This window comes from Kribbella steppae (assembly GCF_004342025.1).
Lineage (GTDB): Bacteria > Actinomycetota > Actinomycetes > Propionibacteriales > Kribbellaceae > Kribbella > Kribbella steppae.
The window spans coordinates 41079-65621 of the sequence record NZ_SLWN01000016.1; the positions used below are offsets into that span (position 1 = coordinate 41079).

Annotated in this window: 23 protein-coding genes; 12 read left to right on the plus strand and 11 right to left on the minus strand. The window is 68.9% G+C overall.

Features of this window, described 5'->3' with window-relative positions:
• The first annotated feature begins 105 nt into the window (after positions 1–105).
• Both EV652_RS35920 and EV652_RS35925 read left to right on the plus strand, forming a co-directional pair.
• Entirely contained in the window at positions 106–2013 is a 1908-nt protein-coding gene (locus EV652_RS35920; protein ID WP_132213934.1) for a DUF2264 domain-containing protein, read from the plus strand.
• 51 nt (positions 2014–2064) lie between these two features.
• Positions 2065–2595 carry a ferritin gene (locus tag EV652_RS35925; protein WP_132213936.1) on the plus strand — a complete coding sequence of 177 codons (531 nt, stop codon included), beginning with the start codon at positions 2065–2067 and terminating at the stop codon, positions 2593–2595.
• A gap of 3 nt (positions 2596–2598) precedes the next feature.
• Here the strand turns inward: EV652_RS35925 and EV652_RS35930 are convergent, their stop codons facing one another.
• Positions 2599–4479, minus strand: coding sequence for a DUF2207 domain-containing protein (locus tag EV652_RS35930; protein WP_132213937.1), 1881 nt, complete (start codon positions 4477–4479; stop codon positions 2599–2601).
• A 127-nt stretch (positions 4480–4606) separates the two neighbouring features.
• Here EV652_RS35930 and EV652_RS35935 point away from each other — a divergent pair, with 127 nt between their 5' ends.
• Positions 4607–6736 carry an elongation factor G-like protein EF-G2 gene (locus EV652_RS35935; RefSeq protein WP_132213939.1) on the plus strand — a complete coding sequence of 710 codons (2130 nt, stop codon included), beginning with the start codon at positions 4607–4609 and terminating at the stop codon, positions 6734–6736.
• Here the strand turns inward: EV652_RS35935 and EV652_RS35940 are convergent, their stop codons facing one another.
• From EV652_RS35940 to EV652_RS35950, 3 genes are read right to left on the minus strand one after another with little or no spacing between them, the layout of a single operon-like run.
• Entirely contained in the window at positions 6737–7981 is a 1245-nt protein-coding gene (locus tag EV652_RS35940) for an AAA family ATPase (RefSeq protein ID WP_132213941.1), read from the minus strand.
• Positions 7978–8856 carry a tetratricopeptide repeat protein gene (locus EV652_RS35945; protein ID WP_132213943.1) on the minus strand — a complete coding sequence of 293 codons (879 nt, stop codon included), beginning with the start codon at positions 8854–8856 and terminating at the stop codon, positions 7978–7980. Before EV652_RS35945 ends, EV652_RS35940 begins: the two co-directional genes overlap by 4 nt.
• Complete coding sequence (locus tag EV652_RS35950) at positions 8853–9302, minus strand: hypothetical protein (RefSeq protein WP_132213945.1); 450 nt, start codon at positions 9300–9302, stop codon at positions 8853–8855. The genes EV652_RS35945 and EV652_RS35950 overlap by 4 nt, the downstream gene beginning before the upstream one ends.
• A gap of 66 nt (positions 9303–9368) precedes the next feature.
• On the opposite strand from EV652_RS35950, the gene EV652_RS35955 reads away from it, so the two are divergent.
• The 4 genes from EV652_RS35955 (at position 9369) to EV652_RS35970 (ending at position 11933) form a co-directional block, all read left to right on the plus strand.
• Positions 9369–9773, plus strand: a complete 405-nt coding sequence (locus EV652_RS35955; RefSeq protein ID WP_132213947.1) for an HIT family protein — start codon at positions 9369–9371, stop codon at positions 9771–9773.
• Between the two features lie 63 nt (positions 9774–9836).
• Positions 9837–11060: an MFS transporter gene (locus tag EV652_RS35960; protein WP_132213949.1), complete on the plus strand. Its 1224-nt coding sequence runs from the start codon at positions 9837–9839 to the stop codon at positions 11058–11060.
• A 4-nt stretch (positions 11061–11064) separates the two neighbouring features.
• Positions 11065–11697 carry an RNA polymerase sigma factor gene (locus EV652_RS35965; protein WP_242002203.1) on the plus strand — a complete coding sequence of 211 codons (633 nt, stop codon included), beginning with the start codon at positions 11065–11067 and terminating at the stop codon, positions 11695–11697.
• Positions 11694–11933 (plus strand): anti-sigma factor family protein, encoded by a 240-nt coding sequence (locus EV652_RS35970; protein WP_132213951.1) that lies wholly within the window; start codon positions 11694–11696, stop codon positions 11931–11933. The genes EV652_RS35965 and EV652_RS35970 overlap by 4 nt, the downstream gene beginning before the upstream one ends.
• Here EV652_RS35970 and EV652_RS35975 read toward each other — a convergent pair.
• Genes EV652_RS35975 through pgsA form a run of 3 tightly spaced genes read right to left on the minus strand, consistent with a single transcriptional unit; the run spans position 11909 to position 14569 of the window.
• On the minus strand, positions 11909–13009 hold the full coding sequence (locus EV652_RS35975) for a glycosyltransferase family 4 protein (protein WP_132213953.1): 1101 nt from the start codon (positions 13007–13009) through the stop codon (positions 11909–11911). The genes EV652_RS35970 and EV652_RS35975 overlap by 25 nt on opposite strands.
• Before the next feature lie 10 nt (positions 13010–13019).
• Positions 13020–13880 (minus strand): phosphatidylinositol mannoside acyltransferase, encoded by an 861-nt coding sequence (locus EV652_RS35980; protein ID WP_132213955.1) that lies wholly within the window; start codon positions 13878–13880, stop codon positions 13020–13022.
• Positions 13880–14569, minus strand: a complete 690-nt coding sequence (gene pgsA, locus EV652_RS35985; RefSeq protein ID WP_242002204.1) for a phosphatidylinositol phosphate synthase — start codon at positions 14567–14569, stop codon at positions 13880–13882. The genes EV652_RS35980 and pgsA overlap by 1 nt, the downstream gene beginning before the upstream one ends.
• Positions 14570–14708: 139 nt before the next feature.
• Here pgsA and EV652_RS35990 point away from each other — a divergent pair, with 139 nt between their 5' ends.
• Both EV652_RS35990 and EV652_RS35995 read left to right on the plus strand, forming a co-directional pair.
• The gene (locus EV652_RS35990; RefSeq protein WP_242002205.1) at positions 14709–15680 is read left to right on the plus strand and encodes a hypothetical protein; all 972 of its coding nucleotides are present in this window, start codon (positions 14709–14711) and stop codon (positions 15678–15680) included.
• A 105-nt stretch (positions 15681–15785) separates the two neighbouring features.
• Positions 15786–16721, plus strand: a complete 936-nt coding sequence (locus EV652_RS35995; protein ID WP_132213957.1) for a hypothetical protein — start codon at positions 15786–15788, stop codon at positions 16719–16721.
• A gap of 54 nt (positions 16722–16775) precedes the next feature.
• Here EV652_RS35995 and EV652_RS36000 read toward each other — a convergent pair whose 3' ends face one another.
• Complete coding sequence (locus EV652_RS36000; RefSeq protein ID WP_242002220.1) at positions 16776–17267, minus strand: HIT family protein; 492 nt, start codon at positions 17265–17267, stop codon at positions 16776–16778.
• A 137-nt stretch (positions 17268–17404) separates the two neighbouring features.
• On the minus strand, positions 17405–19426 hold the full coding sequence (gene thrS / locus EV652_RS36005) for a threonine--tRNA ligase (protein WP_132213961.1): 2022 nt from the start codon (positions 19424–19426) through the stop codon (positions 17405–17407).
• A gap of 220 nt (positions 19427–19646) precedes the next feature.
• Between thrS and EV652_RS36010 the strand changes: the two genes are divergently transcribed.
• The 3 genes from EV652_RS36010 (at position 19647) to EV652_RS36020 (ending at position 22070) form a co-directional block, all read left to right on the plus strand.
• Positions 19647–20558: an ABC transporter ATP-binding protein gene (locus EV652_RS36010; RefSeq protein ID WP_132213963.1), complete on the plus strand. Its 912-nt coding sequence runs from the start codon at positions 19647–19649 to the stop codon at positions 20556–20558.
• Positions 20559–20634: 76 nt separating this feature from the next.
• Positions 20635–21279: a DedA family protein gene (locus EV652_RS36015; RefSeq protein ID WP_132213965.1), complete on the plus strand. Its 645-nt coding sequence runs from the start codon at positions 20635–20637 to the stop codon at positions 21277–21279.
• 47 nt (positions 21280–21326) lie between these two features.
• Positions 21327–22070 carry an ABC transporter permease gene (locus EV652_RS36020; protein WP_242002206.1) on the plus strand — a complete coding sequence of 248 codons (744 nt, stop codon included), beginning with the start codon at positions 21327–21329 and terminating at the stop codon, positions 22068–22070.
• Between the two features lie 52 nt (positions 22071–22122).
• Here the strand turns inward: EV652_RS36020 and EV652_RS36025 are convergent, their stop codons facing one another.
• A complete protein-coding gene (locus EV652_RS36025; protein ID WP_132213969.1) occupies positions 22123–23682 on the minus strand; it encodes a MinD/ParA family ATP-binding protein in 1560 nt (519 codons plus the stop codon).
• Between the two features lie 191 nt (positions 23683–23873).
• Positions 23874–24539 (minus strand): response regulator transcription factor, encoded by a 666-nt coding sequence (locus EV652_RS36030; protein ID WP_132213971.1) that lies wholly within the window; start codon positions 24537–24539, stop codon positions 23874–23876.
• Positions 24540–24543: the final 4 nt, after the last annotated feature.

Here is a 24543-nt window from a genome sequence, read left to right on the forward strand (position 1 = left end):
CGGGCCTCCGGTGCCGGCGGGGTCATGGGGCCTTGGCTCCCGGTCTTCCCTCGTCACTCCAGTCGCTTCGCTCCCTTCATTCCTCAGTCCATACCGGGAGGCCCCATGACCCGCCTCGTTCTGCCTGATACCGATCGTGTTCTGTCCCGTCAGACCGGGTGGAGCCGGGCGCATTGGGAGGCTCTGGCCGACCACCTGCTCGACTCGCTCGTGCCGTACTTCTCGCCCGGTGCGTCGCTGATCGCGCTGCCCGGCCGGCCGAGCCGATCCGGTACGGCGTCCGACGCCCTCGAGGGCTTCGCGCGGTCGTTCATGCTGGCCGCCTTCCGCATCGCCGGCGTACAGGGCAAGGGCTGTGAGCAGCTGATCGAGCGGTACGCCCGTGGTGTGGCGAACGGCGCGAACCCGGACCACCCGGAGGCGTGGCTGCGGCTCACCCCGCGCTCGCAGCAGATGGTCGAGGCCGCCGCGATCGCGGTCGCGCTGCACGAGACGCGCGAGTGGATCTGGGACCGCCTCGACACCCGGGCGCAGGAGCACGTGGCGGAGTGGCTCGGCGGGTTCAACGGGTCGACCACGCACGACAACAACTGGCGGCTGTTCCAGGTCGTGAGCGAACAGTTCCTCGCGTCGGTCGGAGCGCCGTACTCGCAGGAGGACATCGACGGCGGGCTGGACCGGATCGAGGACTGGTACGTCGGTGACGGCTGGTACTCGGACGGCGACGGGCAGAACTTCGACAACTACATCGGCTGGGCCATGCACCTCTACCCGGGGTTGTGGACGCGGATGGCGGCTGCCACGCCCGGTGCGGCGTACGAGGACCGGCTGAAGCTGTACCGCGAGAGGCTCCAGCTGTTCCTGGAGGACGCCGTGCATCTGGTCGGCAACGACGGTGCACCGCTGTACCAGGGTCGGTCACTGACCTATCGGATGGCTGCGGCTACGCCGTACTGGATGGGCGCGTTGCTGGACGCCACTCCCCTGGCGCCCGGGCAGACGCGGCGGCTGTGCTCCGGGATCGCCCGGCACTTCGTGCAGCACGGTGTGCCGGATGAGCGCGGGCTGCTGACGTTGGGGTGGTACGACACCTTCCTGCCGACCACACAGCAGTACTCCGGACCTGGCTCGCCGTACTGGGCGTCGAAGGGGTTCATCGGGCTGGTGCTGCCGCCGGAGCATCCGGTGTGGACCGAGCCGGAGGGTTCGGTGCCTCTGGACGATGCAGACCAGGTACGGGCGATGCCGGCGCCGGGGTGGATCGTGCACGCGAGCCGGCACGACCAGGTCGTGCAGCTGGTGAACCACGGTGCCGACCACGCGCCGGTGGCCGAGCCTGAGGGTGTGGAGCCGGAGGGCGATCCGCACTACAACCGGTTGGCGTACGCGAACCACGCGGGTCCGGAGCTGTCCGACCACGCGCCGCGGATCGACAACCTGATCTCGCTGGTCGACGCGGACGGGCGGTCGAGCTCGCGCGGGCGGATCCGGCGGATCTCGGTCAGCGGGCGTACGGCGTCGTCGTGGCACAAGGCGTGGCTGGGATCGGACGGCCCGTGGCGGATCGACACGACCTCGGTCGTGCACGGTGGCTGGGAGATCCGGTGCGCGCTGGTCGAGGGACCGGCGGGTGCGATGGTGCGTAGCGGTGGGTTCGCGGTCGCCGGCGAGTCTTTGCCTGAGGCAACTGCCGGGGATCGGTGGGTGTCGGCGCGGAACGACGACGGGCTGCTGTCGGCGGTGGTCGGTTTGCACGGGTACGACGAAGCCGGAGTACACCGTGGACTGGGTGCGAACGCCTACGGTACGCACTCGGCGACGCCGTACCTGACGGCTCCGCACGGCGGCGATCCGCTCGTGCTGGTGAGCGCCGTACTGCTGACCCGGGACGCGCTCCGGCCCGAAGCGCTTGCCGAAGGCATCAATATCGCGGTCGACGGCACCACCGTCCGGATCAGCCTGCCCGGCGCCGGTGACGAGGTGGTCGAACTGGGACCGAACCGAGCGGGTTAGGCGAGCCTCGCCAACGGTGAGAAATCCACCCGCGGCCACTAGATTGGCGGAATGAGCACGTACGAGAAACTTCTGCAAGAACAGATCCGTAACGAATTCACGGCGTCACAGCAGTATGTGGCAGTGGCTGTCTGGTACGACGACCAGGATCTTCCGCAGCTGGCCTCGCACTTCTACAAGCAGGCCCTGGAAGAGCGCAACCACGCGATGATGATGGTGCAGTACCTGCTGGACAAGGACGTCCGGCCGCACGTCCCGGGCGCCGGCGAGGTCGTGTTCGACTTCAAGTCCGCGCTGGAGCCGCTGGAGCTGGCACTGCAGCAGGAGATCACCGTCACCAAGCAGATCGAGACGCTGGCCCGGACCGCCAGGGACGAGAGCGACTACATCGGCGAGCAGTTCATGCAGTGGTTCCTCAAGGAGCAGGTCGAGGAGGTCGCCGCGATGAACACGCTGGTCAACGTCGCGAAGCGCGCCGGTGACAACCTGTTCCACCTCGAGGACTTCCTCGCCCGCGAAGGCGCCGGCGACGGCGGAGCCAACGACCCGACGGCTCCCCCCATCGCCGGTGGCAAGGTCTGAGGTTTACCAGGAACCGCCGCCACCGCCACCGCCTCCGCCGCCGGAGGAACCGCCGCTGAATCCGGAGGAGCTGCCGCCTCCAGAGCTGCTGGATGGCGTGGGTGGTGGGTCGAAGGTGCTGGCGACAGTGCTGCTGATGGCTCCAGCGGTCCAGCCGGAGCTGTAGTAGGACGGGCCGACGTACCAGTACGGGTCCGGGGTGATCCGCCCAGCTGCCACCAGTTGGGCGCAGACCCGCTGCCAGCGGTCGGCCAGGCCGAACGCGATCGCCCAGGGCAGGTACTTGCTGAAGATGTCCTCGCCCTCCTCGAAGCGCAGCTGCTCCGCCTCCGCAGTGGCCAGGTACTTCCGGAACCCGATCAACTGGTCGGTCACCGCCCGGCCGGCCGGGTTCCGCTGCCCGCGCGCCCGCTTGGCGATCCAGATGCCGATGGCAACGATCACCGCGAGCACCGGCAGCCCGATCACCACCGCCCGGCCCAGTCCCCCGGTCGCCGCGCCGACGATGGTCCCCATCAGCCCGGCGCCGAACACCCAGATCCCGATCATCCCCATGCAGGCGCAGCCGAAGCCGTTCTTGAAGACCGCGCCGCCACCCCGCCGCGGCATCCGCAGATACCACCCGCGCTGTTTCACCTGGTCCCGCAGCGCCGCGATCATCCCGTCGTGCGCCCGCCGCATCGTGTGATCACCGACCGCACCACGGCGCAGCGCGACCGACGACCCCGGCTGCAGCGACGGGAACAGCCCAGACAGCAACATCTGCTCATGCGGAGCCGTCGCGGCCGCCGGATTCACCAGTACGGCGTTCTGCGAGTTCCCGGTGTTCTCGATCCGTACGCCGCCCCGCACCGCCAGGTCGATCAGCGTCGCGGCGGTCTCCGTGGTGTTCGCCTTCGCGTCGATCAGCAGGCCACCCTCGGCGACCGGTATGCGAGGTGGCGCGAACGCGACCGGGATCTGGTCCTCGGACAGCTCGTCCTTGACCGGCTGCGCGACCATCCCGTCCGGCGGGAACGTCCCCGGCGGCATACCGGCGAACCGCTGATCCGGGCTGCCCTTCTTCGCGTAGAGCAGCGCGCCCGCGATCGCGATCACCGTCGCCGCGAGGGAGGTGATGAGCGTCGGGACGGTAATGCCCTCCCGCTTCAACCAGCTCGGCGGGTCGACCAGGATCGGAGTGTCGTTGCTGACCACGCCGGCCTTGATCCCGGCGACGATGGTCAACTGTTCGCCTCGAGGCAGGTCGCTCGCGCTGAAGATGCCCTTGCCGCCGCTCACCGTCTTCTGCGGGCAGTCCTGCGTCGATCCCGCCGTACCGGTGAAGCACTCGACCTGCGTCACCCCATCGGGCACGGTGACGTTGACCGTGACCTGGTTGAGGACGGCCTCCCAACTGGAACCGGTCGCGTCCCAGTACAGCTCGCTGTGGTCGTCGAAGTGCCGGAGCGCGCCGCGGACGTCGTACGTGATCACGTACGTCGCGTCGTACCCGGAGATCGTTTCGTCCTCGGAGCCGATCTTGATCCGCAGCGTCTGGTAGCGGTCGTGGTTCGACTTGGTGGTCTCGGTGCTGAACTCGTCGGCTGCCCCGGTCGGGCTGTCCACCGCGATGTTCGAGACCTGGTACTCCTGGTCCTTCGAATCGTCGTCCAGCCACGGTTCGCGGATGACCAGGTCGCGGTAGATACCGTGCCGGCCGGTGCTGCCGAAGCTGTAGGCGATCGTCTCCTTCACCTGGAGTACGCCGTCCGGGGTGACGGTGTAGTCGATCTGGAAGCTCTTCACCTCGTCACCCGGAGCGGCTGAGGCGGGTGTCGCGAAACCGGCCAAGGCCAGTGCGGTGATGAGGATGGTGATCGCCGTGACGAGGGCCCTTCGCATGCGGTGACAGTACCGACCGCCGGGGTCGGTGGTGGGACCACGCTGACGTGTCAGCGGAAAACGCGATGCGATGGCTCTTGTGCTGAGTGGCCGTTGGAGGAATCGTGGGTGGACCAGGAGGAACGTCATGGCAGACAAGACGAACACTTCCCAGGGCACCGGAGCCGCCCCCGCTGTGGACAGCCCGGCCGCCATTCGCAACGTGGTGCTCGTCGGCCCGTCCGGAGCCGGCAAGACCACCCTCGTCGAGGCCCTGCTGGTGGCCTCCGGCGTCCTGACCAGACCCGGCACCGTGCTGGACGGCACCACGGTCTGCGACTTCGACGACGCCGAGATCCGCCAGCAGCGGTCGGTCGGGCTCTCACTGGCCTCGTTGCCGCACGACGGTGTCAAACTCAACCTGATCGACACCCCCGGGTACGCCGATTTCGTCGGCGAACTGCGAGCCGGACTCCGGGCCGCCGACTGCGCCCTGTTCGTCATCTCGGCGAACGAGGGTGTCGACGAGCCGACCAAGGCGCTGTGGCACGAGTGCGACCAGGTCGGCCTGCCGCGGGCCGTCGTGATCACCAAACTCGACCATGCCCGGGCGAACTATCAGAACGCACTCGCCGCCGCCCAGGCGGCGTTCGGCGACAAGGTGCTGCCGCTCTACCTGCCCGCTGGTGACGGGCTGATCGGGCTGCTCTCCCAGTCGTACTACGAGTACACAGCCGGCAAACGGTCCACCTCGGCGCCGGACGCGTCGTACGCGGACCAGATCGAGGAGCTTCGCGGCTCGCTGATCGAGGGCATCATCGAGGAGTCCGAGGACGAGTCGCTGATGGACCGCTACCTCGCCGGCGAGGAGATCGACCAGAAGGTGCTGATCGAGGACCTCGAGCGCGCGGTCGCCCGCGGCTCGTTCTTCCCGGTCATCGCGGTCTGCAGCGGGACCGGCGTCGGCACCCAGGAGTTGCTCGAAGTCGCGACCAGTGGCTTCCCGTCACCACCCGAGCACACCCTGCCGGAGGTGTTCACGCCGCACGGCGTACCGCGCACGGGGATGGCTTGCGACCCGAGCGGAGCGCTGCTCGCCGAGGTGGTGAAGACGACGTCGGACCCGTACGTCGGCAGGGTCAGCCTGGTCCGGGTGTTCTCCGGCACCATCAGGCCCGACACGACGGTTCACGTGTCGGGCCATTTCACGTCGTTCTTCGGTGAGAGCTCGCACGCCGACCACGACGAGGACGAGCGGATCGGCACGCTGTCGTTCCCACTCGGCAAGGTGCAGCGACCGGCGTCCGCGGTGGTCGCGGGCGACCTGTGCGCGATCGGGCGGCTGACCCGGGCTGAGACCGGTGACACGCTGTCCGACAAGGCGGAGCCGTTGCTGCTGAAGCCGTGGACGATGCCCGAGCCGTTGCTGCCGATCGCCGTCCAGGCACATGCCAAGACGGACGAGGACAAGCTGAGTGTCGGGTTGCAGCGGCTGGCGGCCGAGGATCCGACCTTGCGGATCGAGCAGAACCCGGAGACGCATCAGATCGTGCTGTGGTGCATGGGTGAGGCGCACTCGGACGTCGTACTCGATGCCTTGGCGAACCGGTACGGCGTGACCGTCGACACCGTGGAGTTGCGGGTGCCACTGCGGGAGACGTTCGGCGGGAAGGCCAAGGGGCACGGGCGGCATGTGAAGCAGTCCGGCGGCCACGGCCAGTACGCCGTCTGCGACATCGAGGTGGAGCCTCTGCCGGGGGGCTCCGACTTCGAGTTCGTCGACAAGGTGGTCGGCGGGGCGGTGCCGCGGCAGTTCATCCCGAGTGTGGAGAAGGGCGTGCGGGCCCAGATGGAGAAGGGTGTCGCGGCCGGCTATCCGATGGTCAACATCCGGGTCACGCTGCTCGACGGGAAGGCGCACAGCGTCGACTCGTCGGACATGGCGTTCCAGATGGCCGGCGGGCTGGCGCTACGCGAGGCCGCCTCCGCGACGAAGGTGAGCCTCCTGGAGCCGGTCGACCTCGTCTCGGTGATGGTGCCGGACGAGCTGGTCGGACCGGTGATGAGCGACCTGTCAGGCCGGCGCGGGCGGCTGCTCGGCACGGACAAGGTCGGCGAAGACCGCACGCTGGTGAAGGCCGAGGTGCCGCAGGTGGAGATCACCCGCTACGCCATCGACCTGCGGTCGCTCTCGCACGGCGCCGCGTCGTTCACGCGCTCGTTCTCCCGCTACGAACCGATGCCCGACTCGGCCGCGGCGAAGGTGAAGTCTGGGTAGTCAGCTGAGGCGGCGACGGACGTCGCGGGTACGGAGGTACGCCGCGACGTCGTCGTACCGCTCGCTCTGGTTGGCGAACTCGATGTACGACCGGACGCGGTGCAGCCAGTCGAGCGTCGACGGCTTGACCGTCGGCAGCACCTCGGTGAGGTGACGCATGGACAGCGGCGGTTCGCCACCGCTGCTGAGGGCCTCGTCGATCACCCGGTCGATGCCGCGCTCGATCAGCGCGCGCAGATCCGCGCCGCTGAACATCGGCGTCTGCCCGGCCAGCGCCTTCAGGTCCAGCCCGTCGGCCGGGACGTCCTTGACCAGCACGTTCAGGATGTCGGACCGCGCGGGCTCGTCCGGCGGCGGGACGAAGACGACCCGGTCGAACCGGCCCGGCCGGAGCATCGCCTCGTCCACATCCCAGGGCGCGTTGGTCGCCGCGAGGACGAGCAGGCCGCCGTTCTCGGAGCCGATCGCGTCCAGTTCCTGCAGCAGTACGTCGACCAGCCTGCGCGCCTCGGATCCGCCGTGCTTGTGCCGCGCGAAGGCCAGCGCGTCGAGCTCGTCCAGGAACAGCACACACGGCGCGTTCGCCCGGGCGCGCTCGAAGGCGGCGTGCAGGTTGCGCTCGGAGACGCCCAGGTACGGATCCATCACGTCCTCGATCCGGACGTTGACGAACGGCAATCCGCACTCCCCCGCGGTCGCCCGGGCCAGCAGCGTCTTCCCACAGCCCGGCGGCCCGTAGAGCATCACGCCGCCGCCCGATTTCCGGCCGTACTTCTCGTACAGCTCGGGCCGGCTCAGCGGCAGGATCACCATCCGGTGGATGACCCGCTTGATGTCGTCCATCCCGCCGACCTGGTCGAAGGTGGTCGTCTCCTTCGGCGTATCCACCTCGTAGGGCGTCTCGGCCTCGGGTCCGACCTTGATCTTGACCCCGCTACGCTCGGCGATCATCTCGTCGACCAACTGCTGCAGCCGCCCGGTCCCCTCGACGACCCCTTGCTGTCGGGCTGCCTCGAGCAGGTTCCGCAGCAACGCGAGCCGCCCGTTGGCAGCCGCCAACTCACCGACCGACACGAACTGATCGTCCGGCAACCCCCGCTGATCGAGCAGTACGACGTACTGATCGAGAGCCGACTCGATGTCCTCAGCGCCCACGAGGGACTCAGCCAGGACAAGCCGGAGCAGTACGTCGTCCGGGTTGGCCTCGACCGCCTTCCGCAACGCGGCGATCCGGTCGTTACTCATGCTCCTCCCCACCTCCGGTTGATCCAGCGTCGGAGCAGCGGCGGGGCGACCCAGGAGTAGATGCAGAAGCCGAACCAGCCGATCGCGAAGATGAACGCCAGCGGTGCGAGGCCGGCGATTCGGAGTCCGTAGATGACTGCGACCGCGGCGATCCAAACGACCAGCGGGTTGAACCGCTGGAACGGGCGGAGCGGGCGCATCAGCGGGTGGTTGATCAGCTTCGCCTCGCGGGCGGCCGCACGCAGGTCCGCGTCGCCGGGTTGCGAGGCGGCCGCGGAGGCGAACGACGTGTACCCGGATCGCGAGTCGCCGGTGAGCATCGACGACGTACCGTGCAGGGCTCGGGCACCCGGGTCCTCGGGGTCATGTGAGAGGGCCTCGGTGCTGTGGCGGTGCATGTCTCGGTCCTTGCCGAGCGCGAACGCGACCTGGGCGCGGGCGGCCGAGACCGCGGCGCTCTCGGGTGCGTACGAGGCGGCACGCTCGACCAGGGCGCTCGCCTTCTCGGCCTGTCCGGCGGTGAGGCAGACGTGCGCGTACCCGATCAGCAGGTCCGGGTCGTTCGGGTCGAGGCTGAGGCCTTGCAGGAACGCGGCCTCGGCCTCGGGCAGGCGACCCTCGGCGCGCAGCGAGGAGCCGAGCACGTGCAGCATCGGGAGGAACGGCCCGTGCTGAGCCAGGCCGTCCTTCAGTACGTCGACGGCCTCGGCGTTGCGGTCGAGTGCGTGTAGAGCGGCGCCGCGGAACAGGTACGCGCGGTAGTCGACCGCGGCGTCACCCCAGAGGCCCCGGAGTTCGTCGAGGGTGCGTTCGGGGTGGCCGATCCGCAGCCAGTGGCCGGCCATCTGCAGGCGGGCCTCGGTTGGTTCGTTCACAGTGCCCTCGCAACGATGACCAGGATGAATGCTTCCGCGACCGCGCCGCCGATCGTCACCGCGAGGCCCGGGCCCCAGAGCGATCCATAGTCGGTGCCGCGGAGCTGGAAGGCGCGATCCATCGGCCGCTGGATCCGCAGCTGCACGAGGCAGCACAAAACGGCGACGACCCGGACCGCGACCCGGAACCCGGAGGTGACGTCGGCTTCCGCGTTCAGCAGAGCGAAGACCGCGATCACACCGACCAGGCCTGCCGCGCCGGTGAGCAGGACCAGGCGGCGCTTGGCCGCGTCCACGCCGAGCCGGCGGGCGTTGAGAAACGCGATCACCGTCGAGGCGATCACACCGCCGAAGAAGGCGACGTACGTCTGCGACATCAGCCGCCACGGACGCACCTTCATGTCCACACCGGCGCCGATGGTCGGGCGCAACAGTTCGTCCGGCATGGGGCTCCTCAAGCGGCGGGGTCCGGCCCGCGAAGTGTACTGCGACCGAGGCACTAGCCTGGGCCGATGACCGAGAACTGTCTTTTCTGCGCGATCGTGGCCGGGACCATTCCGTCGACGCAGGTCGCGTCGACCGACCGGGCGATCGCGTTCATGGACATCAACCCGGCGACCGCCGGCCACCTGCTGGTGGTGCCGCGCGTCCACTCGACCGACCTCCGCGAGGCCGACGCCGAGGACCTGACCGCGGCGACCCTGCTCGCCCAGTCTCTGGTCAGCCGCGTCATCGAGCGCCTGGACGCGGATGGCGCCAACCTGCTCAGCTGCATCGGTGCCACAGCGTGGCAGAGCGTGTTCCACACCCATCTGCATGTGATCCCCCGCTACCAGGACGACCCGCTGCAGCTCCCCTGGCACCCGACTCCCGGTGACATGGAAGAGATCAAGGCGAGCGCCGCCAAGCTCGTGTAACGCTTCCGCGCCTCATGACACTGCAGGGCTGACCGGATAACCCCGAGCCCTGCAGAGGTAGTCATGTCGAACGCTGTCGCCACAGCACCTGTCGAGCAGTGCGTCGTCCCCGCGAACGGGCTGAGGCGGCGGCTGGCGCCGTTGTGGGTCGGGACCTTTCTCCAAGGGTTTGCCTTGTGGGTGCCGGTCGAGAAGTTGTTCATGAGCGAGATCGGGTTCGACGCGGCGACGATCGGCGTGATGGTCGCCGCGTACGCCGCACTCATCCCACTCGCCGAGGTGGCCTCGGGAATCCTCGCGGACCGGTGGTCGCGGCGTGGTGTGCTGATGCTGGCGGGTGTCGCGCTGGTGCTGAGCGTGATCGTCGGCGCGGTGAGCTGGAACGTCCCGACGTACATCGTTGCCGCGCTGCTCTTTGGGCTGTACTTCGCAATGTGGTCCGGGACGATCGAGGCAGTCGTGTACGACGTCGTGCTCGAGGAGACCGGGGACGGCGAAGCGTACGAGCGGCAGATCGGCCGGGTCCGGTTCGTCGAGAGCGTGGCGCTGGTGCTGAGTGCATTGGCCGGCGGATGGCTCGCCTCGGTCTTGTCGACCCGGGCGACGTACTTCCTGACCGTGCCGTTCGTGGTGTTCTACCTGATCGCGTTGAGGCGGTTCTGTGAGCCTCGGCTGCACCAGGTCAGTGAGCGGACCTCGTTGCGGGAGCACCTCACCGTCACCTACCGAGCGATCACCCATCGCGGACGGCTCGTCCCGATCGCGGCGGCGTCGATCATGGCGGCGATGATCCTGCAGGCGATGTTCGAGTTCGGGCCGCTGTGGCTGCTCACGCTCGAGGCGTCGGCCGTGTTCTACGGACCGTTCTGGGCGCTGCTGGTCGCGACGCTCGGTGTCGGCGGGTTGCTGGCCGGCCGGCTTCGCCTCGATCGGCCCGTCCCGGTGGCGATCGTCGTACTGGTCATGCTCGCCTCCTGTCTGACGCTGACGAGCAGCCGGGACCTCGCGGCGTTGACGGTCGCGATGGTCGCGCTCACCTTCCTGCTCGTGGTGATCGGGATCCACGTCAGCCAGCTGATGCATGACGCCGTACCGTCGACGATCCGCACCGGTGTGGCGTCCGGGATCGGTGCGGTGTCGTGGCTGGTGTTCACACCGTTCGCGCTGGTGTTCGGTGCCGTGAGCAAACAGTTCGGCGTCTACGTGTCCGGGTGGATGCTGACCGGCGCGGTCGCGCTGGCCGGTGCTGCTCTCGTCTGGGTTCGGCACCGTGCTCCACTACGCTGAGTCGGTGGTTGGGTTGCCGGCGGACGACGTACTGGCCGAGCGGTTGCGGAGCGGGGACGAGGATGCGTTCGCGCTGCTGCTGGACGGCTGGTCGGGCGGGATGCTGCGGGTGGCGCGGTCGTTCGTGTCGACCGAGGAGTCGGCCGCGGAGGTCGTGCAGGAGACCTGGCTCGCGGTGATCGAGGGCATCGAACGGTTCGAGGGCCGGTCGTCGTTGAAGACCTGGGTCTACCGGATCCTCACCAACACGGCCAAGCGGCGCGGCACCCGCGAGCACAAGGTGGTGCCGATGAGCAGCGTGGACGACTCCGGCCCGACCGTCGACCCAAGCCGCTTTCGCCCGGCCGGCGTCCCGTTCCCCGGCCACTGGTGGGACTTCCCGCCGGCCTGGCCGTCGCCGGAGCAGGGACTGCTGAGCGGGGAGGTCCGCGAGCGGCTGGCCGAGGCGTTGGATGAGCTGCCCGAGCGCCAGCGGCTGGTCGTCGTACTGCGGGATGTCGAGGGACGCCCGTACGACGAAGTGTGCGAGCTGCTCGGGATCTCGGCAGCGAACCAACGGGTGCTGCTGCACCGGGCGCGGGCGTTCTTACGCGGCAAACTGGAGGAGTACTACATGCGGGAAGGTGAGGTGTCATGAGCGACATTGACTGCCGTGAGTTCGTCGAGCGGGTCACGTCGTACCTCGAGGGCGACCTGGACGCCCAGGCGGAGCAGGACTTCATCGACCACCTGGCGTTGTGCGACGGCTGCGAGCGCTACCTCGACCAGATGCGCCAGACGACACAGGCCCTGACCGACCTGCCCGCCGACTCACTCCCCGGCGACGCCCGCAACGCGCTGCTCGACGCCTACCGCCGGGCAACGAGCTCGTAGACGGACAGCAGTTCAGGCAGCAGCACCGACCAGTCATACCGCCGTACGGCGCTCAGTCCGGCCAGGCGGAGCTTGAGACGTTCGTCGGGCGTACTGAGGAGGCGGAGAGCGCGCGCGGTGAGCTCGTTGGAATCGCCTGGCTCGAACAACTCCCCCAGCCGGCCACCGTCGAGCACCTGCCGGAACGCGGCCAAGTCACTCGCCAGCACCGGCGCACCCGCGGCCATCGCCTCGAGCAGGACGATGCCGAAGCTCTCACCGCCGAGATGCGGGGCGACGTACAGGTCCGAACCCGCGAGCATGTCGGCCCGGGCCTGGTCATCGACGGCACCGAGGAAGAGCACGTTGCCGCGACAGCTCGCCGGCAACGACCGTCGTGCCTCATCCGCCTGACCGGTGCCGGCCACAAGCACCCGCAGCTGCGGGCGTTCGGCAACCAAGGCGGGAACTGCCTTCAGCAGGACGCCGAGACCCTTGCGGGGTTCGTCCATCCGGCCGAGGAAGCTGATCGTGCCGTCGTCACCCTGCCACTCCGGACGCGGCGTGCCCTGGAAACGGTCGGTGTAGAGGCCGTTCGGGATCACCACTGCCTCGCCGCCGATGTGCTGGACCATCATCGAGCGCGCGTTCTCCGAGACGGCGATCCGGGCGTCGATCTTCTCCAATGCCGGGCGGAGCAGCCCGGCCGCGGCGCTCATCGCACGGGACCGGACCTGCCAGGTGTGGAAGGTCGCGACGAACGGCCCGTCGGCGGACCAGAGCGCGATGATCGACGCGCTCGGGGTGGTCGGTTCGTGCACGTGGACGACGTCGAAGTGGCCCTCGGCCAGCCAGCTCTTCACCCGGGCGGCCGTGCGCGGGCCGAAGGTGACGCGGGCGACGGACCCGTTGTACGGGACACCGACAGCACGGCCGGACGAAACGACGTACGGCGGGACCGCGTCGGTGTCGTCGACGGGGGCGAGGACGGAGACCTCGTGGCCTAGGGCCAGCAAGGCCTCGGCGAGGTCGCGGACGTGGTTCTGCACCCCGCCGGGCGTGCCCAGCGAGTACGGGCACACCACACCGATCCTCACGGAACGATTCTTACTCGTCCACGAAAATTCTCTGCAGCATGTGCCAGTCCTCAGGGTGAGCGGCGATCCCCTGCGCGAACGCGTCGGCGCAGCGCTGCGTCATCGCGGCGGCCCCACCGTCGGTGTCGATCGCGTCGTGGAACGTGATCACCAGGTGCGGCCCGTCGTAGTGCAGGGTTGCGGGGATCAGCGGCGCACCGGTCCTCAGACTCAGCGCAGCCGGTCCCGCCGGCATCCGCGACGGGCGGCCGAAGAACGTCACCGGAACGCCACGCTCGGACAGATCCCGGTCGGCCACGAGGCAGACGAAGCCACCGGCTCGCAGCCGTTCCAGCAGTACGCGGGTGACGTCCCGGTCGCTGCCGGTGAGCGGAAGCACTTCCATGCCGAGCTTCTTGCGGTAGGCAATGAAGCGGTCGAACAACGACTCGGGCTGCAGCCGCTCCGCCACGGTCGACACGGGCATCCCCGTCCGGCCGGCCCAAGCTCCCGCGTGGTCGTAGTTCGCCAGATGCGGGAGCGCGCAGATCACACCGCGACCGGCCGCGTACGCATCGCGGAGCAGCTTCTCGTTGACCGTGCGGACCCGGCCGACGATCTCCTCGTCGGTCCACTCGGGCAGCCGGAACGCCTCCTGCCAGTAGCGCAGGTACGACCGCATTCCGGCGTGGGTCAGCGCGTCGAGGTCCGCATCCGGACGGACCACGGCCAGGTTGCCGCGCAACCGCCGTACGCCCCGGCCGTTCCGTCGTACGACCTGATCCGCGGCCCGCTGGAACAGCCAGGTGACGGTCCGTTCCGGCAGGCGTCGTACCAGGGTCCAGGCCAGCGCGAACGCCAGATCGACCACCCGCTGGCGAAGGCCGTCCATCACTCAGTTGTGTTCTTCGTGTCCGGTTCGGCCGGAGGCTCCGTGGGCGCGGGCGGCGTGTCCAGGCCGGCGTTCGCCGGGTCGGCAAGCACCTGCTTGCGGACCGAGAGCGAGCGCTGGATCACGGTGATGGTGCTCGCGATCGCGAGCGCCCAGAGCACGATCTGGAGCAGGATCGGCAGGTTGAGCACGTCGGAGAAGAAGCCGATCACGAGTACCGCGACCAGCCGGTCCGCACGCTCGGCCAGGCCGCCGCTCGCCTGCAGACCGAGGCTCTCAGCCTTCGCCCGGGCGTACGACGTGGTCGCACCCATCACCAGCGCCCACAGCGTGACCGCGGCCATCAGGGTGGAGTCGCCGGCGTTCGAGTTGGCGTAGTAGAGCACCAGGCCGCCGAAGACCGCGCCGTCGCCGAGCCGGTCGAGGGTGGAGTCCAGGTACGAACCCCACTTCGACGACGTGCCCGACGTCCGGGCCATGTGGCCGTCGATCAGGTCGGAGAAGACGAAGCAGGTGATGACCACCACGCCCAGCCACAACTGGCCGCGCGGGAAGAAGATCAGCGCACCGGCGCACACGCCGACGGTGCCCACCAGCGTGACCACGTCGGCGCTCACGCCGAGCTTGAGCAGGAGGTTGGCGATCGGCGTGATCACCTTGGTCCAGAACTGCCGGAATCTGTTAAGCATGGCGACGCGATCGTAGTCGAGCCGGATCACCATCCGGTCACATACCACCCAACCGGCCGCTGATCCTCGGTGATGAACCTGCGGAAGAACCGGTTTCGCGCGATGCTGGAGACATGCCGTGAGGCGAGGAGGTGCGGTCATGCGACGGAGGGCGGGCTGGCTCTGCGCCGTCGCTTGCGCGCTGGCCCTCGTCCTGGTGACCTCGAGCTGCTCAGTGGCCCGTCGCGCCGACGGCGCCCGGCCGGTCCCGAGCCCGTCGCCGGCACCAGCCGTCGTACCGACCGTGGTCGCCCCACCCCAGGCCGAGGGACTGGACGGTACGGCGGGCGCACCGGGACCACAGGTGTGTACGGCGATCACCAGCACGCTGACCGCGTCACTCCACGTCACCGTCACCGCGAAGCCGAGCGCCTGGAACGACGGCGGCCTGCCGGCGCTGGACCTCTGCACGCTCCTGGTCGAGGGCCGGCCGGTGACGATCGGAGTCAGCGCACTCCCCCTCCAGTCCGACTCGCTCGACCGGCTGCTCTCCGGCGCCGGCTCCCCCAGGCCGCTGACCGAGCTCGGTCCGCAGGCCCGGATCGCGGAATCGCGGATGGTCTTCCCCGTCGGTGACCGAGCGGTCCGGATCACTCCGGCCGGCGGGATCGACCGCAGTACGGCGGGGAGCATCGACCGCGCCAAGGCTGTGGCGATCGCGTTGGCCACGCGGGACGCCGTACCGAAGACGCTTCGGAACGCGCGGCAGTCCGACTCCGCGTGCCAGGTGTCGAACTCGGCAGCGGAGAATTTCGTCGGCGCGCATGTCCAACTGCGCCGGGACTATCGGGTGAACGGTGCCCTGACCTGTATCTGGGGCACGTACGACGCCACAGTGGCGATCGTCGAGGCCTTCGACCAGCCCACCATCCCCGAGGCCCAACGGGTGCCGCCGCCGCGCCTCGCCCCGATCGGCCGGCCCGGCTACTACCTGCCCGACGAAGGTGAACTCGTCTTCCGCCAGGGCCGCCGCGTCGTCCGGGTCACCGGCCTCACCAACCCGTCGCGTGAGGTCTCGCTCGACACCCTCCTCGGCATCGTCGACCCGCTGCTGCCGCTGTTCCTGCGCTGAAAACTTTCCGGTCCAGTCCACCCACTGCTCTTCGGCGAGTGACCGGCAACTTTCTGGTGTAGTCCGGCATCCAACGACCGACACAGCAACCTGGGGGTGGATCGTATGACCAATTGGACCAAGTACGGCGGCATTCTGGCCGCCGGAGTTCTCAGCACGGGGATCCTGACGACCGGCCTGGCGTCAGCGCAGCCCACCAGTTCCATGGCGGCTTCGGGCGCCACCTGCAGCATCAAGGTCGGTTCGGTGACGGCGGGTGGGGACCATCGGATGCAGACCTTCGCGACCGACGGGGCCAAGGTCGTCGACAAGATCGTTGCCAAGGACATCTATCCGGACGGGCAGGTCCGGCTCAGCGCCACCGTACGGTTCGGGGCGGCCGAGGTCGGCGGCGACGCCCACACCGGGCCCGTCATCATGGGGTCGACGATGTACGACACGAGCTACCTGACCCCGGCCGGCGGTGGCACCGTGTCACAGAAGCAGGTGACCCGCGTCGGTCCCGGCTGGGGCGTCTACCGGTCGCTTGACCGGTCGACTGTCGTGACCGCGACCGCCCAACGGGACACGGAATACTCGCTGCACAACGACGGCACGCTCTATCGCCGCAACGTCACGTACAAGAACGGTGTGCCGAGCCGGCAGATCACCGGCTGGCAGTCCGGGTACAGGGGCGTGAAGGCCATGACGTTGATCAGCCAGACGGCGACGTACGACACGTTCCTGATGACGCTGACCAGCGGCAAGCTGTACACCGCCCGGCTGCCGCTCGCGGGCGGGCACATCATCCCGGGTGTCGTGAAGCAGGTCCGGGGCTCGACCTGGCAGGGTTTCGAGTCGCTGGTGGCGGCGCCGTGCGGACCCGGCACGTTGCTGCTCGGCATCGACAAGGACAGCGGTTCCGGCTACCTGTATCACGTGGGTCACGCCAACGGCACGGCCACGGCGATCACCTCGCTGGGCAAGGCCAAGGGCACGTTCACGGACCCGGTGTACTTCCTGTGGAAGAACTTCGCCGGCCAGGATCTCGCCGGCGAGTGATCCTGCGGTAGTGCGATCGCCCCACTCGATGCGTCGGGTGGGGCGATCTGCTGTCTACGGCCAGGACTTGGCCAGCAGGGCTCGCGTGTCCGGCAGCAGTTGCGGCAGCACCTTCGTGTGGGCGATGGCCGGCATGAAGTTCGTATCACCCGACCACCTTGGTACGACGTGCTGGTGCAGATGGGCCGCGATGCCGGCACCGGCGATCACGCCCTGGTTCATGCCGATGTTGAAGCCGTGCGCCCCCGACACCGTCCGGATCGCCTGCATCGACTGCCGGGTGAGCGCCGCGACGTCCGCGACCTCCTCCTCGGTCAGCTCGGTGTAGTCCGCGACGTGCCGGTACGGCACCACCATCAGATGACCGGGGTTGTACGGATACAGGTTCAGCACCGCGTACGCCGCCGGACCGCGGTGCACGATCAACGCGTCCGCGTCCGGTAGCCCCGGCAGCCGGCAGAACGGGCAACCCGACCCGGCCTCGTCGCTGGTCGGCTTGTTCTCCCCCTCGATGTAGGCCATCCGATGCGGCGTCCACAACCGCATGAACGGATCCGGCACCCCGACGCCCTCCTGCGCCACCACCTCGTCCGGCAGGTACGGCGAGTCCGGTCGGCCGGCGCCGGACGGCTGGTCGGCGCCGGACGGCTGGTCGGCGCCGGACGGCTGGTCGGGGGAATCCGTCATACCTGGACGCGCTTCGCGACTGCCTCGACGATCTCGGTGATCGCGTCGGCGATCGGGACGCCGTTCTTCTGCGAGCCGTCGCGGTATCGGAACGACACCGAGCCGGCCGCCATGTCGTCGTCACCGGCGATCAGCATGTACGGCACCTTGGACTTCTGCGCGTTCCGGATCTTCTTCTGCATCCGGTCGTCGGACGCGTCCACCTCGATCCGGATCCCGTGCGCCTTCAGTTGCGCGGCGACGTCGTACAGGTAGTCCACATGCCCGTCGGTGACCGGGATGCCGGTCACCTGGACCGGGGCCAGCCAGGGCGGGAACGCGCCGGCGTAGTGCTCGGTCAGGACGGCGACGAACCGCTCGATCGAGCCGAACAGTGCACGGTGGATCATCACCGGACGCTGCCGCGAGCCGTCGGGCGCGGTGTACTCCAGCTCGAACCGCTCCGGCAGGTTGAAGTCCAGCTGGATCGTCGACATCTGCCAGGTCCGGCCGATCGCGTCCTTGGCCTGGACCGAGATCTTCGGGCCGTAGAACGCGGCACCGCCCGGGTCCGGGACCAGCTCGAGACCGGAGCCCTCGGCAACTTCCCGGAGCGTCTCGGTGGCCTCCTCCCAGACCTCGTCGGAGCCGACGAACTTGTCCGGGTTCTTGGAGGAGAGCTCGAGGTAGAAGTCGTCCAGGCCGTAGTCGGCCAGGAGGCCGAGCACGAACGTGAGCAGGTCGCGCAGCTCGTCGCGCATCTGCTCGCGGGTGCAGTAGATGTGCGCGTCGTCCTGGGTGAAGCCGCGCGCTCGGGTCATCCCGTGCACGACACCGGACTTCTCCAGCCGGTAGACGGTGCCGAACTCGAACAGCCGCAGCGGCAGCTCACGGTAGGAACGGCCGCGGGCACCGAAGATCAGGTTGTGCATCGGGCAGTTCATCGGCTTCAGGTAGTAGTCCTGGCCCTGCTTGCGGATCTGCCCGTCCGCGCCGCGCTCCTCGTCCAAGTGCATGGGCGGGTACATGCCGTCGGCGTACCAGTCCAGGTGACCGGACGTCTCGAACAGCTGCGCCTTGGTGATGTGCGGTGAGTAGACGAACTCGTACCCGTCCTCGACGTGCCGCTGGCGGGAGTAGTCCTCCATCACCTTGCGCAGTACGCCGCCCTTCGGGTGGAACACCGCGAGTCCGGAGCCGATCTCGTCGGGGAAGCTGAACAGGTCCAGCTCGGTGCCGAGCTTGCGGTGGTCGCGCTTGGCGGCCTCCTCCAGGCGGGTCAGGTACGCCTTCAGCTCGTCGCGGGACTCCCACGCCGTGCCGTAGATCCGCTGCAGCTGCGGGTTCTTCTCACTCCCCCGCCAGTACGCCGCGGCGGTCCGCATCAACTTGAAGTTGCCGAGATACCCGGTCGCCGGCACGTGCGGACCACGGCACAGGTCCTTCCACGCCAGCGAGTCGTCGCGCCTTACGTTGTCGTAGATCGTCAGCTCGCCACTGCCGACCTCGACTGAAGCGCCCTCGGCCGCGTCCGCCGCCGAACCCTTGATCCCGATCAGCTCGAGCTTGTACGGCTCGGCCGCCAGCTCGGTGCGCGCATCGTCGTCGGAGACCACCCGGCGGCTGAACCGCTGCCGCTCCTTGATGATCTGCTGCATCTTCTTCTCGAGCTTGCCCAGGTCGTCCGGCGTGAACGGCGTCGGTACGTCGAAGTCGTAGTAGAACCCGTTCTCGACCGGCGGGCCGATGCCCAGCTTGGCCTCCGGGAACAGCTCCTGCACCGCCTGCGCGAGCACGTGCGCGGTCGAGTGCCGGATGATCGCCCGGCCGTCCTCCGACCCGGCCTTGACCGGCTCGATCTCGTCACCGTCCGCGACCGGGCGGGACAGATCCCGCAGCTCACCGTTGACGCGGGCGGCGATGGCGGAGCGGTCCTGGCCGAAGATTCCGGCGAACAGCTCCCCGATCGTCGTCGTCTCGGTCACACTCCGCTCAGCCTCGCCCTCGACGCCGATCAGACGGACCTTGACTTCCGACACGTTCACTCCTCGGGACTGCGTTGTGGTTTCCGGCGGCCAGCGAAACTGCGGGCCGTCACGCACAGATGGTATCCATTCCGCCACCACGGCCCGACGCCGTATCCACAGGTCCGGGATACCTGACGAAAGTAGGGGGTCGGACCAGCCGTAGGCCGGATGTGGCAGGGGTGCCCGAATTCCTAGGTTCGAGTCAACTACTCGAATCGGGAGGGGCCCCGGCGTGATCACGCTCGAAGGACTCAGCAAGAGGTACGGCGACACCACCGCGGTGGACTCGCTCGACCTCACCGTCGCACCCGGCCGGGTGACCGGCTTCCTCGGGCCGAACGGCGCCGGCAAGTCGACCACCATGCGGATGATCCTCGGCCTCGACACCCCGACCGAGGGCACCGCACTGATCGACGGCCGCCCGTACGCCGCCTGGCCCAAGCCGCTGACCAAGGTCGGCGCCCTCCTCGACGCCAAGGCCCTGCACCCCCGCCGGAGCGCCCGCAACCACCTGGTCGCGATGGCGCAGAGCAACGGCATCCCGGTCAGCCGGGTGGACGAGGTGCTGTCGATCGTCGGGCTCGACTCGGTCACCCGGAAGCGCGCCGGTGAGTTCTCGCTCGGCATGAGCCAGCGACTCGGTATCGCCGGTGCACTCCTCGGGGACCCCGAGGTGCTGATGTTCGACGAGCCGGTGAACGGCCTCGACCCGGACGGTGTCCGCTGGGTCCGCCGGCTGATGCGCTCGCTGGCAACCGAGGGCCGGACCGTGTTCGTGTCCAGTCACCTGATGAGCGAGATGCAGCTGACCGCCGACCAGCTCGTGGTGATCGGCCGCGGTCGCCTGATCGCGGACGCCCCGGTGGCCGAGGTGATCGCCGGGTCGTCCCGGACGACGGTCGTCGTACGCGTACCGGATCAGGCGCACCTCGACGTACTGCGGGATCGGCTGACGGCCGAGGCGGAACGGGTCGAGTCGGCCGACGATCGATTGATCGTGGCCGGCGTACAGGTCGAGCGCGTCGGTGACCTGGCGCACGAGCTCGGTGTGCGGCTGCACGAGCTCCACACCGAGCACGCGTCCCTGGAAGAGGCGTACATGGAGCTCACTGCCGACAGCGTCCAGTACGGCGTGGCGTCATGAGCGAGCGAAGCGAGCTCATCATCCAACACAGCGTGACTTGTGCCTCATCCGCGCCCGGAGCGAAGCGAGGACGTGGATGAGTGACGCAATTCTGCACTTCACCGAGGAGCTGATGTCGTCGTGGTGGATCTACCTGGCGCTGTGGGCGTTCGCAGCGCTGGACGGGTTCTTCCCAGCGGTTCCGAGCGAGACGCTGGTCGTCACGGCCGGAGTGTTCGCGGCAACCGGTGAGCCCAACCTGTTGGGCGTCATCGTGGTCGCCGCCATCGGCGCCTTCGTTGGTGACCACGTCTCCTACGCACTGGGCCGAGGGGCTGGCGGCCGCCTCCTGGACCGGCTGCAACCAGGCACGAAGCGGTACGCGATGAGTCTGTGGGCGCAGCGGGCCCTGGCCGAACGCGGCGGACTGGTGCTGGTCGTCGCCCGCTACATCCCGGGCGGCCGGACCGCCGTGACGCTGACGATGGGCTCGGTTCGCTACCCGCTGCGCAACTTCTCGTTCTTCGCCGGCATCGCCGCGGTCAGCTGGGGCGTGTACTGCGCTCTGGTCGGCTACATCGGCGGCAAAGCCTTCGAGGACAACCCGTTGAAGGGCGTCATCCTCGGCATCGGTCTGGCCCTGATGGTCACGGTGATCGTCGAGGTAGTCCGGCACCAACTCCGCAGACGTCAGCCTCGAGCTGAGGTCGAGCCCGAACTCGTAGAAGCAGGTGAAAGATGACTACGGCAACTGTCACTCTCAGGTCGAGGTCTCGGGTGGGAGATGCGGTGCGCTCCGAGTGGACCAAGCTGTGGACCGTCCGGTCGAGTGGGCTGAACATCCTGTCCGCCTTGATCCTGACGGGCCTGCTGGGCCTCCAGTTCGGCCTGGGTACGGCGTACGACATGGACCACCCGGAACCGGGTCAGGCCGTGGGGCCGCAGCCTGTTGGCGAGTTCGGCATCTCGGCAGTCCTGATCCTGCAGGTGATCGTCGCCGCCTTCGCCTTGCTGACGGTCACCTCGGAGTACGCGACGGGAAGCATCCGCTCGACCCTCCAGTGGACTCCGGTACGGCGAAACGTCGTACAGGCCAAGGCGGGCGTGCTGACGCCGGTGCTGTTCGCCTACGGCCTCGTGATGGCGACCGTGGCGGCCCTCGCCGGAGGCCTGCTGGCGGGCCGATGGGCTGACTGGGATGCGCGCACGCTGGTGATCGACCTGCTGTCGGTCGCCTTCTACCTGACTGCGGCCGGTCTGTTCGCTCTCGGGATCGCCTGGATCATCCGTAGTACCGCCGGCACTCTGACCGCGGCCTTCCTGCTGCTGATGGTTCTGCCCCTGATGCTCGGCCAGAGCGGCCTTCGCTGGCTCGTCTGGATCGCCGCCTTGCTCCCCGGCGGCGCCGGCCAGAACTTCCTGACCAACACCACCGACCCCATCTCCCCCACCCTGAGCGTCGTGGTCCTGCTGGCCTGGGTGGCAGCCGCCCTGGTCCTGGGCAGCCGTATCCTCAGCCGCCGGGACGCCTGACAGCACGAAGTCGCCCAGCCCTCGGGGGACTGGGCGACTTCGTGCGTTCCGCTTAGCGGGGAACGTTCAGCGCGATGGTGATCTGCTCGGACACCTTGGCCGCGAGCTCCAGGGCAGCGCGGCGGGTGGTGGGCTGGAGGGCGGAGTGGTCGAGCGGGCCCTCGGCGGCGATGTGCTGGTCGGTGGGGATGTCGACCACGGCGGCGGCGCGCGACTCGAAGTACGACCGGAGCTGCTTCTCGACCTCCTTGTTCACGTCGCCGGGACCGTTCGAGACCGCGATCACCGCGCGGCGGATCAGCCGCTGCGCCTCCGGGCCCTGGTTGTCCAGCTCCTCGAGCATCTGCACGGCGGCCGCGCAGGACAGGCTCTTCCACTTGATCGGGATGACGAGGGCGTCGGCCGCCTTCATCGCCTCACGCCAGTTGCTGGAGCCCTCGTTGTTCCCGGTGTCGATCACCAGGACCTTGTAGAACCGGCTGAGCAACCGGTGGATCTGGTCGAAGTCCTTCGCCTCGATCTGCGCATACGTCGTGGTCGCAGACGTCAGTACGTCGTACTGCCCGGCAACCTGATGACGCAGGTACGCCGCGACGTCGCCGAGCCGGGCATCCGGCTGGGTCAGCATCGGCATCGCCTGCAGCATGTCCGTGACCGTGGACCGGCTGTTCGTGTCGTGCGTCCGCAGGTGCATGTTGCCGCGCAGCTCGTTGTTGTCCCACGCGACCACACCGCCACCACGGGCCTGACCGAGCGCCCCGGCCAGCAGCAGCGTCGTCGGCGTCTTACCCGAGCCGCCCTTGGGGTTCGCGACGACGATCGTCACCGGCCGCCGGAACGCCGTCGCGGCGGTCGCTCGCGCGATCCGCTCCATCCGCTCGGTGCTACCGGGACGCAGCCGAAGCGCACTGCGGATGCCGCGCTCCGCCGGAGCCTCCCGCGGCAGCGGCAGGGCCTGGATCAGCTCGTCGGTCCGGTACGAGACTTCGCGCTGCTGCTGCGGCGCGTTCTGACCGGGAATGCCCTGCGGGAAGAAGTGCTGCGCAGCGGGAGACAGCTGCTGGCCACCGTGAGCCTGACCACCGGCCGCTGGCGGAGGGCCTGCCTGTCCACCGGCGGCGGGCCCACCTGCTGCCGGGCCACCGCTGAAACCCGAGCCGCTGAACGACGAACCACCGAAGACCGGTGCGGCACCCGTCGTACCACCCTCGGCGCTCGAGCCGTGCTGGTCGTCGCCGCCGTCGGTGTCAGCAGTCGCCTTCTCGGTCTCGTCGACCTCGTCCGGCTCACTCGCGGGCTGCGTCCACGCGCTGGTCGACTCGGTCGCCGGCTGCGTCCAGGACGGGCCGGACTGCGCCGGGGCCGGCGGCGGGGTCTGGGGCTGGCTCCACGGCGCGTGCTGGCTGGCGGGCTGGGACCACGAGTCGCCCGGGAACTCCTGGGACAGGGCGTCCGGCTTCTCGTCGGCCTCGTCCGCGGGTTCAGGGTCGCGCTCGGGCACCTGGTTCGGGTCCGGCTGGGTCCAGGAGGGGGTCGGCTGCCACATTCTCCGGACCTCGGCCGCCGCCGCTTCCCGGTCCTTGTGCTGTCCGGAGTTGTGCGAGTCGGTCACGACCTGGATCCCCGATTCTGTTCGAGGGGGCGCGCTGGCCCCAGAGGTTGCTGTATCGATTCCGGAGGTGAGGTCTCCGGGAGACGTCCACTATCCCATGACAGGGTGTCCACACGGCGTCACCACCCGGAGCGTCGCACGTCCACCTCACGACCGTCGTCCGACCAGCCTCCGCGCCTGTCTCCCACCGGTCAACCGGCGACCAGACCCGCTTCGTAGGCAACGATCGCGGCCTGGACCCGGTTCTTGACGCCGAGGCGGAGCAGGACGGCGCTGACATAGGCCTTGACCGTGCCTTCGACCAGGAACAGCCGCTGGGCGATCTCGGCGTTGGACAGGCCCGCGCCGACCAGGCCCAGCACCTCCAGTTCCCGGGGGCTCAGTACGGCGACCTGCTCCTTCGCGGCCGCGGCCCGGGCCATCGCACCGCCGCCTGCGCCGGCACTCAGCTCCGCGATCACCCGCTGCGCCACGCGAGGCGACAGGAAGGCGGCACCTTCCGCGACAGCCTTCAGGCCCGCGATCAGTTCGCGGGGATCGCCGGACTTGAGCAGGAAACCGCTCGCCCCGTCGCCCAGGGCACGGGCGATGTACGCGTCCTCGGAGAACGTCGTGAGGATCACCACGGCTGTATCGGGCATCGTGCGCCGGATCTCCGCACCGGCGGCCAGTCCGTCCATCCGTGGCATCCGGATGTCCAGCACGGCCACGTCCGGCCGATGCCGCCGTACCGCCTCGACCGCTTCGATGCCGTCCGCTGCCTCGGCAACGACCTCGATCTCGTCGTCGGTGCCGAGGATCGCCTTGACGCCGGCTCGCACCATCGCCTCGTCATCGGCCAGCAAAACCCTGATCACGCAA

What these genes read in the sequence shown, in the direction of transcription:
- EV652_RS35920 (WP_132213934.1), top strand. Translation starts at nt 106, where the DNA reads ATGACCCGCCTCGTTCTGCCTGATACCGATCGTGTTCTGTCCCGTCAG.
- EV652_RS36000 (WP_242002220.1), bottom strand. Translation starts at nt 17,267, where the DNA reads ATGCGGTTGTGGACGCCGCATCGGATGGCCTACATCGAGGGGGAGAAC.
- EV652_RS35930 (WP_132213937.1), bottom strand. Translation starts at nt 4,479, where the DNA reads ATGCGAAGGGCCCTCGTCACGGCGATCACCATCCTCATCACCGCACTG.
- EV652_RS35935 (WP_132213939.1), top strand. Translation starts at nt 4,607, where the DNA reads ATGGCAGACAAGACGAACACTTCCCAGGGCACCGGAGCCGCCCCCGCT.
- EV652_RS35925 (WP_132213936.1), top strand. Translation starts at nt 2,065, where the DNA reads ATGAGCACGTACGAGAAACTTCTGCAAGAACAGATCCGTAACGAATTC.
- EV652_RS35990 (WP_242002205.1), top strand. Translation starts at nt 14,709, where the DNA reads ATGCGACGGAGGGCGGGCTGGCTCTGCGCCGTCGCTTGCGCGCTGGCC.
- EV652_RS35970 (WP_132213951.1), top strand. Translation starts at nt 11,694, where the DNA reads ATGAGCGACATTGACTGCCGTGAGTTCGTCGAGCGGGTCACGTCGTAC.
- EV652_RS35980 (WP_132213955.1), bottom strand. Translation starts at nt 13,880, where the DNA reads ATGGACGGCCTTCGCCAGCGGGTGGTCGATCTGGCGTTCGCGCTGGCC.
- EV652_RS35955 (WP_132213947.1), top strand. Translation starts at nt 9,369, where the DNA reads ATGACCGAGAACTGTCTTTTCTGCGCGATCGTGGCCGGGACCATTCCG.
- EV652_RS35940 (WP_132213941.1), bottom strand. Translation starts at nt 7,981, where the DNA reads ATGAGTAACGACCGGATCGCCGCGTTGCGGAAGGCGGTCGAGGCCAAC.
- EV652_RS35960 (WP_132213949.1), top strand. Translation starts at nt 9,837, where the DNA reads ATGTCGAACGCTGTCGCCACAGCACCTGTCGAGCAGTGCGTCGTCCCC.
- EV652_RS35995 (WP_132213957.1), top strand. Translation starts at nt 15,786, where the DNA reads ATGACCAATTGGACCAAGTACGGCGGCATTCTGGCCGCCGGAGTTCTC.
- pgsA (WP_242002204.1), bottom strand. Translation starts at nt 14,569, where the DNA reads ATGCTTAACAGATTCCGGCAGTTCTGGACCAAGGTGATCACGCCGATC.
- EV652_RS36015 (WP_132213965.1), top strand. Translation starts at nt 20,635, where the DNA reads ATGAGTGACGCAATTCTGCACTTCACCGAGGAGCTGATGTCGTCGTGG.
- EV652_RS35950 (WP_132213945.1), bottom strand. Translation starts at nt 9,302, where the DNA reads ATGCCGGACGAACTGTTGCGCCCGACCATCGGCGCCGGTGTGGACATG.